This is a genomic window from Sapientia aquatica, assembly GCF_004358105.1.
GTDB lineage: Bacteria > Pseudomonadota > Gammaproteobacteria > Burkholderiales > Burkholderiaceae_D > Solimicrobium > Solimicrobium aquaticum.
Genome location: NZ_SMYL01000010.1, coordinates 23,751 through 36,962, shown reverse-complemented (window position 1 = coordinate 36,962; position 13,212 = coordinate 23,751). Strand labels below are relative to the sequence as shown.

The following is a 13,212-nucleotide window of genomic DNA, read 5'->3' as shown; positions in this document are numbered from 1 at the left end:
AATGTCTGTTTAGGCATGTTCAGTTGTATTTTGTGGAAAGTATGAAGGTTGCTGGCGCAAATTTAGGGCAAAAAAATAAGCGATTGCTCGCTTATTTTTTCATTGAGATCACAAACCCAGCTTTTGATTGCGTAACACACACAATAAATCGGCTGCGATATGGGCGGCTGCTAGCGCGGTAATTTCGCTCTGATCGAATGGCGGCGAGACTTCCACCACATCCATGCCAACCAAATTAACGGGCCCCATGCCACGGATAATATGCAACGCTTGCGCTGAACTGAGTCCGCCCGGCACCGGCGTACCGGTGCCCGGTGCGAAGGCGGGGTCGAGGCAATCGATGTCAAAGGTTAAATAGGTGGGATTTTTGCCAACAATCGATAGAATTTTGTCCAAGGTAGCTTGCGCGCCATGCGTGTGCACCCACGCGGCATCCACAATATTCATGCCCATAAAATCATCGTTCCACGTGCGGATACCAACTTGAACCGACGTTGCGGGATCGATTAAGCCTTCTTTGATCGCTTTATAAAACATCGTGCCGTGATTGAGCGAATCGGGCTGATCGTCTTCCCACGTGTCGCAATGCGCGTCGAAGTGGATTAGGGATAAGGGCTTACCAAATTTTTCAACATGGGCTTTAAGCAGCGGATAGGTCACGTAATGATCGCCACCAAAGGTGAGCATCTTCGCGCCGCTTGCCAGAATCGTACGTGCGTGCTCAATAATCGATTGAGGAATAGTGAGCGGATTGTGCGCGTCGAACCAGCAATCACCGTAATCAATCACGGCCAACTCGTCGAATGGATTAAAGCCCCACGGATAGGGCGACAGTTCGGCCAATTGCACGCTCGCAGCACGCACAGCCGCTGGGCCTTGGCGCGCGCCAGAACGGAAAGTGGTGGCTAAATCGAGCGGGATTCCAGAGACCGCCACATCGACGCCGGTCAAATCACGGGTGTAATTGCGGCGCATAAAACTGGCGACACCAGCGTAGGTGTTTTCTATTGTTGAGCCGTATAAGGATTTGCGACGAATGGCGCCATCGCCTTTGATATTTTCATCCATGTATCACCAGTAAAAGTGTGTTGTGCCGCCCGCCTATTTAGTCGGGCGTGCCCTGATTTGTTTAACGGTTCTGACTTGCTTGGTAGTCACGGCATGCAGCACCGAAGGCACCAAACAATTTCATCGAATGCGGGTTGGAGGTAATTTGCCATTCGGGATGCCATTGCATTGCCAAGGTAAAGCCCGGTGCCGTTGCAACGCTGTAGGCCTCGACCAAACCATCGTCCGCCACCGCCTCCACCTGCAGACCCTCGGCCAATTTATCAATGCCTTGGCCGTGGACGGAATTCACCATCATCTCGGATACACCTTCCAAAATGTGCGCGATGCGGCCATTGGGAATAATGTTGATGCTGTGGGCTGGCGCGTATTGCACTTCGATCGGCGCGGTTTTATCTTCGCGGTGGTCCATAAAACCTTCGACTTCATGCACCGCTTGATGCAAGGTTCCACCTAGCGCTACATTGACTTCTTGTGTGCCGCGACAAACCGCAATTAACGGAATCCCTTTTTGAATCGCCATGCGAATCAACGGCAAGGTCGTTGCATCGCGTGCAGGGTCAAGCGGCAACGACGGATCTAACACCGACTGGCCAAAAAAATCCGGATGCACATTGGACGGCGAACCGGTCAACATCACGCCATCGGCAATCTGCAGCACCGTTTCCCAATCAATCTCGTCACCCAAGGCGGGCAACACCAGCGGCACACAATCCGCCCCGCGCACCACCGCGTCAACATATTTCATCTGCGCGACATGATAAGGATGCGCCCCAATTTGTCGGGTGCACGCAGGAATGAGTACGATAGGTTTAGTCATGATGGCGATATAAATAACTGCTTACTTTTTTACAAACTCGACGATCAAAAGCAAATGACCTGAATCAGGTCATTTTTTGTCGTCCCCAACGAACTTGATTAGCCCGTTTATAAAATCAACACATACGGTAGTGGCCGCAATGCACGGGTGTTGCTGTCGCTCTTGAGCCAACGAGCCGCCGCGCTAGCGCCGGCCCGAGCTCACCGATTACAACATCTCTTTTAACTGGTAATACCACATACCTAACACCTGAGCCGCCGTGCGCATGAACTGTCCACTAGGGAAATTGTGATGCTTAATCTTGCCAAAGGCATCAAACCGTTCCGATTGGCCCGCAATCGACTCCGCTACCACCTTACCTGCGATGCCGGTCAGGATTAAACCATGACCTGAGAATCCTTGCAGGTAATAGATATTATTTTCCACGCGTCCAAAGTCCGGGGCGCGGTTCATCGAGATATCCACAAATCCACCCCAGGCATACGGCACTTTTAAGTCGGACAATTGCGGGAATACATCCAACATCCGCGCGCGCATGCTTCCGACTAAATTGATCGGTGTAGCGGTGCTGTAACTAACGCGACCACCAAACAACATCCGGTTATCCGCTGTGGGACGGTAGTAATCCAACACAAAGTTCGTGTCACAAACGGCTGCCCGATTTTTGATTAAAGCGTCGCAGCGCGCTTTGTCCATCGGCTCAGTCGCAACGATGTAAGTACCGACCGACATAATGCGTTTATCCAACTCTGGCGCAACCGCGTCACCGTATTCATTCAAATACACGTTACCGGCCAAGACAACGAAGTTACAACGCACACTGCCTTTGGCCGTTTTTACTACTGGCGCCGCGCCGCGCTGCATACTCACGACCGGTGAATTTTCAAAAATTTGTACGCCAGCAGCTTTGGCGGCAGCGGCAATACCTAGCGTGTATTTAAGCGGGTGGGCGTGACCTGAATTGGCGTCGTAAGCACCGCCTTTATAACGATCACTTTGAATCCACTGACCGATTTGATTTTTGTCGATATGTTGCATCGAATAGTTATAGCGCTGCTCCAAACTATTGACCCATTCCGCTAATTCGCGCGCTTTTTTGTCGGTCACGCCTACGCTTAAATAACCGGGCGTAAAATCACAATCGATATTGTATTTAGCAATGCGGTCGCGCATTAATTGCATCGCTTCGACCGTCATCTGCCACAAACGCTGGCCTTCTTCTAAAGGCAGTTGCTGCTCGATGGCCTCGTCACTCGAAAAGCCGACCAAGGCTTGTCCACCATTGCGACCAGAAGCGCCCCAGCCGACTAATTGCGCTTCCAAGACCGCGACCGAATAACCGCGCTCAGCCAATTCTAAGGCCGAAGACAAGCCAGCCAAACCGCCACCGACCACGCACACGTCCACCGAGATATCCACATCCAAAGCGGGTAAAGGCGCATTGCGCGTGACGCTGGCTTCGTAAAAGGAATCTTTGGTGAGGCGGGTTTCTTTATGCTTATGTTTCATGGTCGTCGTTAGGGTAAAAGGTTAAAAAAATTAAGCTAGGTTAATCCAAGTGGTTTTTAACTCGGTGTATTTGTCGAGTGCGTGTAAGGACTTGTCACGGCCATTTCCGGATTGCTTGTAACCACCGAATGGCACGGTCATGTCGTCGTTATCGTACTGATTCACATGCACCGTACCAGCGCGCAGGGAGCGAGCGGCGTGATGCGCTTTGCGAATGTCGGAGGTCCACACACCGGCTTGCAAACCGTAGGCGGTGTTATTGGCTTCGCGAATTGCGTGGTCTAAATGAGTGAAGGTCATAATCGATAAAACGGGTCCGAAAATCTCTTCGCGCACAATCTTCATCGATGGGTTGACGTCCGCAAAAATCGTTGGCTCAACGTAGTAGCCACCCGATTCAGTACGAGATTGATGACCACCAGCCAACAGCGTTGCGCCTTCGGCTTTGCCGGAATCAATAAAGCCCATCACGGAATTGAGTTGAATATGATCGACAATCGCGCCCATGACGGTGTTTGGATCCAATGGATCGCCCGGCACGAAAGACGGAATTAACGCCAAGGCTTTAGCGATAAACTCATCTTTGATCGATTCTTCGATGAATAAACGTGAAGGCGCGTTGCAGCTTTCGCCTTGGTTGAAATAGATCGAGCCAATGGCGGATTCAACCGCTTCATCCAAATTCGGGCAATCGGCGCACACGATGTTAGGCGACTTGCCACCTAATTCGGTCCAGACACGTTTTAGGTTAGATTGACCTGCGTATTCCATGATCTTTTTGCCGATGCGAGTGGAACCGGTAAAGCCGATGCAATCCACGTCGTTATGCAAAGCCAAAGCGCTACCTGCTTCATGACCGAAGCCGGGCAAGACGTTAAATACGCCGGCAGGAATGCCCGCTTCTAAGGCGATTTCAGCTAGGCGCAATGCGGTTAATGGTGATTTTTCGGATGGTTTTAAAATCACGCTGTTACCCATTGCCAAGGCTGGGGCAATCTTCCATGACGCCATAATCATGGGGTAATTCCACGGCACAATAGCCGCCACAACGCCGACAGGTTCGCGTGTAATTAAGGCCAATGTTTGATCGTTGGTTGGTGCGATTTCGTCGTACACCTTGTCAATCGCTTCGGCATACCATTGCACGCAACGGGCGGTGGACGGGACATCAACCGACAAACTGTATTTGATTGGTTTGCCCATATCGAGAGTTTCGAGCAAGGCTAATTCGTCGCCATGAACGCGGATCAATTCGGCAAATTTGAGCATGACTTTTTTACGCTCGGAAGGAGATTTACCGGCCCAACGTCTGTCGTCAAACGCAGCGCGCGCAATTAAGACTGTGGCATCCACGTCGGCGCTATCGCAACGGGCGGTGTCGCCAATTTTTTTGCCATTGACCGGTGAGATATTGTCAAACGTTGCGCCCGATTTGGCAGGTACGCGTTCGCCGTTGATAAAGGCGCGGCCATCAATCTTGATTGTTGCTGCACGTTCGTGCCAGATTCCGTTGCTCATAGTTGTTCCTTTGTTGCGTAAATAGATGCTCAGTAAAACGACGATTTGAAGCTGCTGTTAATTGGTACTCAGGTAGCACAGAGAGAAAGGGCAACCATTTGGCTGCCCCACTACTTCACTTACTACCAACTGGGATTGATGCAACCCCGATAAAACTGTATTGAATTTAGTGCTTGAACGCGGCCGAGATTTCTTTCTGACGCAATCGTTCTTTACGCGCCATGTGCAGGCTCGACAACACCACCGCAATCGTCACCACCAAAATAGTCAGCGCCGCAACGGTATTAACCCGTGGGTCCAATCCCAAGCGAGCGCGCGAGAAAATCACGATAGGCATGGTGGAATAACCCGGACCAGTCAAGAAGGCCGACACCACCACGTCATCTAAGGACAAGGTGAAAGTCAACAACCAAGCCGATACCAATGCTTGCGAAATATTAGGCAACGTAACCAAACCAAATACTTGATAAGGCTTGCAGCCCAAATCCATCGCTGCTTCAGACAAGGATTTACTGATTTCACGTAAGCGCGATTCGATCACCACAGCGGAATAAGCCACGCCCAACACGGTGTGTCCAAAAACCAAGGTTGGCAAGCCGCGCTGCGGAAATCCAAAGGCGTTTTCACAGCCAACCAACATTAACAACAAGGACAAACCGATAATCACTTCTGGCATCACCAACGGTGCGCTGGCCATACCTTTAAACAAAGCGCGACCATTAAACTTGCGGTAGTTGTTCAACACAAACGCGGTGAACGTTCCCAACAATACCGAGAATGAAGCTGACAATGCAGCGACCTTAAACGACAAGACAAAACCAGAAATAATTTCGTGGTCATCCATCAACGCTTCGTACCAATGCAGGGTAAAACCCTTCCACATCATGTCTTGCGCTGAATTGTTAAACGAATACACGATCAACATAATGATCGGGATATACAAGAACAAATATCCCAACGAGAGCCATGTCCGGCCAAACCAACGATATGCGTTCATTAGCGCCCCTGTTCTTCTTCAGATTGATATTTGTTGAGAATAACCATCGGCACCAAGATCAGCAAAATCACCACCACGGTAACCGCTGACGCCATAGGCCAATCGTTATTACTAAAGAATTCGTCCCACATCACGTGACCAATCATCGGCGTGCCAGGACCACCCAACAAATCAGGAATCACAAATTCACCCACACAAGGAATAAACACCAACATCGAACCGGCAATAATGCCCGACTTAGACAGCGGAACGGTCACGCGCCAGAAGGTGTTCCACGGCGTCGAACCAAGATCAGCCGCCGCTTCGATAAAGCGCACATCCATTTTGGATAAGTTGGTAAACAACGGCAAAATCATAAACGGCAGATAGGAATACACCATCCCGATCAACAACGAGAACGGTGTGTTCATCATATGCAATGGCGCATCAATCGCACCAATCGACATCAAGAAATTATTGATCACACCGTTGTTGGACAACATGCCTTTCCACGCATAGATACGCAGCAAAAACGAAGTCCAAAATGGCAGCATCACCATCATCATTAAGGTTGCGCGGGCCGATGAACTGGCGCGGGCCATAAAGTAAGCAAACGGATAGCCAACTAATAAACACAGCACCGTGGTAATCGCGGCGAACTTAATCGAATTCAGATAAGTGATGATGTACAAATCATCTTGGGCCAAAAATAAGTAATTGGTCAGCTTAACTTTAATATCAATCACACCATCAACGTAGGTAAATAAAGTACCTAACGGATCGCTGATTTCCATCTCGGCAAAACTGATCTTCATGACGATCAAGAATGGCACCAACGAGCACAGGGCTAACCAGAAATACGGTACGCCAATGACGGCGGTGCGTCCGGAGAACCATTTTGGTTTGGAGAATTTTTTCACGGTCAAGTCATCCTTAGCGAGTCAACACTACCATCGCATCGTCACTCCAGAAGGCGTACAGCTTATCGCCCCATTTTGGATGGAATGCGCCATGGCGCGCCGAGTTGCTGACGTTGGCCTTAATTACGGTGCCGCTGGCTAGCTTGATGTGGTACACGGTGTAGCTACCTAAATAGGCCAGCTCAACCACTTCGCCATGTACGTAGTTGTGCTCTTGATCTGGCTTCTCAGCGCTGACCGAAATTTTTTCAGGGCGAATCGCTACCGACACCGACATACCTAATGTGCCGGTAATACCGTGACCGACGTAGTGGCGGCATTCTGGTGTTTTGATGATGACGTGATCGGGTTCATCGACTTCGACGCTACCATTGAACATATTGACGCTGCCGATAAAGTCAGCGACGAAGCGGCAGTTTGGCGTTTCGTACACATCGTTAGGCTTACCGGTTTGCAGGATCACGCCTTCGCTCATCACCGCAATGCGTGACGCCATCGTCATCGCTTCTTCTTGATCGTGGGTCACCATGACGCACGTCACGCCGACTTGTTCAATAATGTTGACCAGTTCTAACTGCGTGCGCTCGCGCAGTTTTTTATCTAACGCGGCTAATGGTTCATCGAGCAATAACAACTGCGGACGTTTGGCCAAGCTACGTGCCAATGCCACGCGCTGCTGTTGACCACCGGACAATTGATGCGGCTTGCGCTTGCCGAACGATTGCAACTGCACCAAGGCCAGCATCTTTTCTACGCGATCAGCGATTTCTTCTTTCGCTACACCTTCGCGACGCAAACCGAAAGCGATGTTATCCCACACAGTTAAGTGCGGAAACAAAGCATACGATTGAAACATCATGTTGATGGGGCGGTGGTACGGCGCATCGGCCACGATGTTTTTGCCGTCTAATAAAATCTCGCCAGAAGTTGGTGTCTCAAACCCCGCCAACATGCGCAAGAGTGTTGATTTGCCGCAGCCCGAGCTACCAAGCAAGGCGAAAATTTCGCCTTTATTGATGCCGACCGAAACATTATTGACCACGCGATTATCGCCAAAGTCTTTGATCAAATTATTGATCACCAAAAACGGTTTGCCCGTTCCAGATGCTGGTGCAGATGCCGCGCCTGACGTTGAAGTATCAACAGAAGTTACTGATGCCATAAATGCCCTGTGAAGTTTGCTTGCGCACTGTGCTGCGCTTAGTCCAAATATATTTTTTAATTTAACTGCTAAGGAACAGCTTTTCTGGCGCTGATTGGAGCTCGCCAGAAAAGCGTTTTACTTCAAGTTACAGCCCGGTTTTGAATTGGGTAAAAGTACGCGCTTCCACTTTACGAATCAGGCCACTAACTGGTTCTGGTGGCGTCATGCGTTTTTTATCTTCTTCGGTCAAGAACACCGTTTTATTCTCCACAACCTCTTTGGTTACATACTTAAGGCTGTTGATATTCGGATTGGCGTAAAACACTTTATTGGTCAAACTAGCGTGCACTTCTGGGCGCATGATGTAGTTCATCCAGATCAACGCATTATTTGGGTGCGGCGCATCGGTTGGAATTGCCATCGAATCAAAGAACAATACCGCGGTGGTGCTTGGGATTAAGGCTTGAATATCGTTGCCGTTTTTCGCAGCAATAGCACGATGCCGCGCAATATTAATATCGCCCGACCAACCCATGACCGCGCACAGACCACCGTTGGCTAAATCATTGATGTAGCTTGATGAGCTAAATAAGCGAATATAAGGACGCACTTTTTGCAGCATCGCGCCGGCTTCTTTAAAGTCGGCTGGATTTTGTGTGTAGGCTTTTTTGCCGACATACACTAAGGCAGCAGGCAGTACTTCGTTACCGGAATCCATGAATGAAATGCCACAGCTGGCCAATTTCGAGGCGTACTTCGGATCAAAAATCAAATCCCACGCATTTTTTGGCATCGGCATGTCGCCCAAAGCGGCTTTGACTTTTTTGGTGTTGATACCCACCGTGGTGTAACCCCACAGCCAGTTTACTAAATGATCATTGTTTGGATCGAGCTTGCTCAGCGCGGATTGGACGATCGGATCCATGTTGACCAAGTTTGGCAATTTGCTCTTGTCGAGCTTCATGAACAAGCCGCCTTGGATTTGCAAGCCAGCGAAAGTGTCGGATGGCACGACGATGTCGTAACCGGTTTTGCGTGCGACTAATTTGGCGTGCAGAATTTCGTTCGTGTCAAACACATCGTAACGGACTTTGATGCCGGTTTCTTTTTCAAAATTTTTGATCGTGTCTTCAGAAATATAGTCCGACCAGTTATAGACGTTGAGGACTTTTTCTTCTGGCGCTTGGGCAGCGGCGGAACCGGATAAGGCCAAACTAACGACGGAAAGACCCAGCATTGCGGCTAGCATTTTAGAAATTTTTTGAGGAAATTTCGTCTTGATGCGCGCACTCAGGCATCGTGATAATTTTTGTACTTTCACACTTGTCTCCAATCGACTCAAAATTAAAATGAACAATGATCTTACCTTAAGCAATTCGTGTGCCTAGCTGGCTTTCACGGCGCTGTTATTGTAAGGCTGTTCCTGCATAGTGCCAAACCCAATCTAGTCGCGAATCGGCCATTTTGAGGGTCGATTTCGATAGACTAGTTCAATTTATTTAACACCTGTGCGCTATTTCAATTTTGCGTCATTATTTAGGTGGGAGCCGATAAAGCTCGTCGCTTGCGCAAATAACCTAAAATCATCCATCGTGGCTGGCTATAATCTGTTTTAATTTGATGGGCGCCGCCCGTGGACTTTCCGTTGAATACAACGTAAGTTTCTATACTGAAATGATTCTGAGTCGATTCTAAGCGGGGCACAAACTCCCATGAATGACTAATTAAGAATGTTTAGTTGTCGAATTCCGAAAGAAACTTGTCCGCGTCGCTGCCCCTTTTCTTGCGATAAATTCATGACTATTTTAACGACCGAGCGCCTGCGTTTAGAGCCGTATCAGGACAGGCATCTGGAGGGATTATTTCGGCTCAATAGTGACCCGGCTGTGATGCGCTATATCACTGGTAAGCCGCTTAGCTTGGAAGAAACCGAGCAAACATTGGCAAAAATAAAGCAACGCTGGAACGATTTTGGTTTCTCTTGGTGGGCGTTTATCGAACTCAGTAGCAACGAAGTAATCGGTGCTGGTTGTATTCAACACTTAGCGCAAGCGCGCGAAAACCCGTTGGAAGTTGGTTGGCGTTTGCGGCCCGACAAATGGCATCAAGGCTTTGCCACCGAAGCCGCCCGCGCGATGCTGGAGTTTGCCTTCTCCACGCTAAATGCGCCGCTGCTGTACGCCGTTTGCCACACCGAAAACCCAGCCTCGGCCAAAGTCATGGAGCGCTTGGGGATGCAATACCGCGGTATTGAACGATGGTATGACATGGATACGTTGGCCTATCAACTCACCTTTGAGCAGTTTCAATTAACAAAAGCGCGCGCTGCTAAAAGCTAACTAACACGACGTCCTAATTTTTGCGATCAAACTAGAATGAATTTCTTTGTTTCATTTTCTATATTAAACCCGCAAAATAACAATCTTTGACCTTTTGTTCGGCAACCACAACAATGGTACTGTCCGCACTCAGTAACAAATCTTAGCAACCACTATTAAACATGTGCCAACTTCTCGGAATGAATTGCAATACCCCGACTGACATTGTGTTCAGTTTTACTGGTTTCGCCTTGCGTGGCGGGCTAACAGACGAACACCAAGATGGCTGGGGCATCGCGTTCTTTGAAGGCGCAGGCGTGCGGCACTTGGTTGACTATCAAGCCGCAATTCGCTCGCCGCTGGCCGAACTCATCAAAGCGCATCCGATCAAATCGAAAAACGTCATTGCCCACATCCGCAAAGCAACCCAAGGCAGCATCGCTCTAGAAAACTGCCACCCATTCGTGCGCGAATGCTGGGGAATTAATTGGGTTTTTGCTCACAATGGCGACGTACCGAACTTTTTACCCGAATTGACCGGGGCGTATCTGCCGATTGGTAACACCGACAGCGAACGGGCGTTTTGCTACATCTTGCAAGAATGCCGGCATCATTTTGGTGCAAAAGCGCCCACTTTGGCGCAGCTCGCCCCGTTCCTAGAACAACTGTGTCATCAGATCGCCCAGTTCGGCACATTTAATATCATGCTCTCCAACGGTCATGCATTATTCGTGCATTGTTCAACCAAATTGCATTACATTATTCGGCAATTCCCTTTTAATACGGCGCAATTATCCGATCAAGATATGAGCATTAATTTTGCCGAAGTCACCACGCCCAAAGATCGCGTGGCGGTGATTGCGACCCAACCGCTAACGACTAACGAAACCTGGGCGGCATTTGCTAAAGATGAATTTAAAGTCTTTGTAGATGGAGCGGTGATGCCGCGCTCAAATCTGGATCAAACCGCATTGAGTGTGAGTTAATCCCGCCAACGCATGATTAAATCTGACCTCCCTCAACTGCTGGCAAGCGAAACCGGCGCGAATCCGCGAAGAGTCGCTGTTACCGGTTGCTGGCAAGTGCATGCCTTAGCCCACGAAGCGGTGATGAAGGGTTTAACAACAGAGTTAGACCAATTTAAGGCGCAACCTCCTTCCCAATGGGATTTGTCCCAAGTCATCGCGCTGGACCACATTGGCGCGCAACTGCTTTGGAATTGCTGGGGCAAACAGCGACCGCCAAATCTCATCCTCTTGCCGCGCCAAGAAGCGTTTTTTAATCGGCTCGAACAGGCCAACCAACTCAATATCCCCAAACCGCCCAAATCGCGCTTAACGCGCGTGATGCAATTGGGTACGGTGATGTTGGACTTTTTGTCGCATCTATTTGCTGCCACCGCCCTGCTCGGTCAATTAGTGATTGATCTAGGGACGGTGATCCGCCAGCCGCGCAAAATGCCGTGGAAAGAAATCTCCGCGAATATTTTTAACATGGGTTTTCGGGCGCTCGGCATCACAGCCTTGGTCGGCATTCTCATCGGCGTGGTGCTGTCCTATTTGTCGGCGCAGCAACTACGCACCTTTGGCGGCGACATTTATCTGGTCAATATTTTAGGCATGAGTATCATCCGCGAGCTTGGTCCGATGTTGGCCGCGATTTTGGTTGCCGGTCGGTCTGGTTCGGCGATCACTGCGCAGTTGGGCGTGATGCGCGTGACCGAAGAATTGGATGCCATGCTGGTGATGGGCATCCCGCATGGTCTGCGTTTGATTTTTCCCAAGGTGATTGCGTTGGCGATTGCGATGCCGCTAATCGTGATTTGGACTGATGCGATGGCGCTCATTGGTGGAATGATTTCCGCAAATTTTATTCTAGGTATGTCGCCGCATTTTTTCCTACAAAAACTGCCCGATGTGGTCGCCTTATCGAACTACTTTATTGGTTTGGGCAAAGGGGTGGTTTTTGGTGCAGCGATTGCGCTGGTGGCTTGCCATTTCGGCTTACGCATCAAACCCAATACCGAAAGTTTGGGCCAAGGCACGACCACTTCCGTGGTTAGCGCAATTACGGTGGTGATTATTTTGGATGCGGTGTTTGCGATTGTATTTAGCAAAGTGGGGTATTTTTAATGCCCAATGAAGTCATTATCCGGGTCGAACATCTGCGTACCCAATTTGGCCGCACGGTGATTCATAATCACCTTAATTTAGATATTTATCGCGGTGAAGTATTGTCGATTGTGGGCGGATCGGGTACCGGTAAAACCGTATTGCTGCGCCAAATGTTGCGACTCGAAAAGCCCAAGCAAGGCAACATCACGATTTTTGGTGTTGATATTAATCATGCCAACTCCGAGCAAGTGGCTTATTTCCGCAGTCGCTCAGGGATGTTGTTTCAACACGGCGCGCTGTATTCGGCTTTGTCGGTGTTTGATAACGTCGCGCAACCGATGCGTGAATTGGGTGTACTGTCCGAGCAATTGATTAAAGATGCGGTGTACCTAAAGTTAGACATGGCCGGCATCGCACCAGAACACGCGCAAAAAATGCCCTCGTCGTTATCCGGCGGCATGGTCAAACGTGTGGCATTGGCTAGGGCATTGGCGTTGGAGCCAGACATTTTATTTTTGGATGAACCAACCGCGGGGCTTGATCCCGATTCGTCCGAGACCTTTGTGCGCTTGATCAAATCGTTACATCGCGAGTTGGGATTAACCGTTGTGATGGTGACGCATGATTTGGATACCTTATTCGCGCTGTCTTCCCGTATCGCGGTTTTGGCCGATAAGCAGGTCATCGCATTGGGAACAACCGCCGAAGTGATTGAGCATCAACATCCCTTTATACAAGAATTTTTCTTGGGTGCGCGTGGCTTGCGGGCCTTGTCCGCGGTCATCGCGCAACCGACACCGAGTTGAAGTTAACACGAAACCAAGC

Annotated in this window: 12 protein-coding genes; 4 read left to right on the top strand and 8 right to left on the bottom strand. The window is 49.5% G+C overall.

The window, feature by feature from the left end:
- Positions 1-108 precede the first annotated feature (108 nt).
- From speB to E2I14_RS15605, 8 genes are all read right to left on the bottom strand, one after another.
- Entirely contained in the window at positions 109-1,068 is a 960-nt protein-coding gene (gene speB, locus E2I14_RS15640; RefSeq protein WP_133330239.1) for an agmatinase, read from the bottom strand.
- A gap of 61 nt (positions 1,069-1,129) precedes the next feature.
- Entirely contained in the window at positions 1,130-1,888 is a 759-nt protein-coding gene (locus E2I14_RS15635) for a gamma-glutamyl-gamma-aminobutyrate hydrolase family protein (protein WP_133330237.1), read from the bottom strand.
- A 207-nt stretch (positions 1,889-2,095) separates the two neighbouring features.
- Positions 2,096-3,397, bottom strand: a complete 1,302-nt coding sequence (locus E2I14_RS15630) for an NAD(P)/FAD-dependent oxidoreductase (RefSeq protein WP_133330235.1) — start codon at positions 3,395-3,397, stop codon at positions 2,096-2,098.
- A gap of 30 nt (positions 3,398-3,427) precedes the next feature.
- The gene (locus E2I14_RS15625) at positions 3,428-4,915 is read right to left on the bottom strand and encodes an aldehyde dehydrogenase (RefSeq protein WP_133330233.1); all 1,488 of its coding nucleotides are present in this window, start codon (positions 4,913-4,915) and stop codon (positions 3,428-3,430) included.
- A 166-nt stretch (positions 4,916-5,081) separates the two neighbouring features.
- Positions 5,082-5,912, bottom strand: a complete 831-nt coding sequence (locus E2I14_RS15620) for an ABC transporter permease (RefSeq protein WP_133330231.1) — start codon at positions 5,910-5,912, stop codon at positions 5,082-5,084.
- Positions 5,912-6,811, bottom strand: coding sequence for an ABC transporter permease subunit (locus E2I14_RS15615; protein WP_227544764.1), 900 nt, complete (start codon positions 6,809-6,811; stop codon positions 5,912-5,914). Before E2I14_RS15615 ends, E2I14_RS15620 begins: the two co-directional genes overlap by 1 nt.
- 13 nt (positions 6,812-6,824) lie before the next feature.
- Positions 6,825-7,973, bottom strand: coding sequence for an ABC transporter ATP-binding protein (locus tag E2I14_RS15610; RefSeq protein ID WP_133330229.1), 1,149 nt, complete (start codon positions 7,971-7,973; stop codon positions 6,825-6,827).
- Positions 7,974-8,100: 127 nt separating this feature from the next.
- On the bottom strand, positions 8,101-9,192 hold the full coding sequence (locus tag E2I14_RS15605; RefSeq protein WP_227544763.1) for a polyamine ABC transporter substrate-binding protein: 1,092 nt from the start codon (positions 9,190-9,192) through the stop codon (positions 8,101-8,103).
- Positions 9,193-9,751: 559 nt separating this feature from the next.
- Between E2I14_RS15605 and E2I14_RS15600 the strand changes: the two genes are divergently transcribed.
- The 4 genes from E2I14_RS15600 (at position 9,752) to E2I14_RS15585 (ending at position 13,193) form a co-directional block, all read left to right on the top strand.
- Complete coding sequence (locus E2I14_RS15600) at positions 9,752-10,294, top strand: GNAT family N-acetyltransferase (protein ID WP_133330225.1); 543 nt, start codon at positions 9,752-9,754, stop codon at positions 10,292-10,294.
- A gap of 161 nt (positions 10,295-10,455) precedes the next feature.
- Complete coding sequence (locus tag E2I14_RS15595) at positions 10,456-11,259, top strand: class II glutamine amidotransferase (protein ID WP_133330223.1); 804 nt, start codon at positions 10,456-10,458, stop codon at positions 11,257-11,259.
- A gap of 12 nt (positions 11,260-11,271) precedes the next feature.
- Positions 11,272-12,405, top strand: coding sequence for an MlaE family ABC transporter permease (locus E2I14_RS15590; protein ID WP_165967866.1), 1,134 nt, complete (start codon positions 11,272-11,274; stop codon positions 12,403-12,405).
- Positions 12,405-13,193 (top strand): ABC transporter ATP-binding protein, encoded by a 789-nt coding sequence (locus E2I14_RS15585; protein WP_133330221.1) that lies wholly within the window; start codon positions 12,405-12,407, stop codon positions 13,191-13,193. Before E2I14_RS15590 ends, E2I14_RS15585 begins: the two co-directional genes overlap by 1 nt.
- Positions 13,194-13,212: the final 19 nt, after the last annotated feature.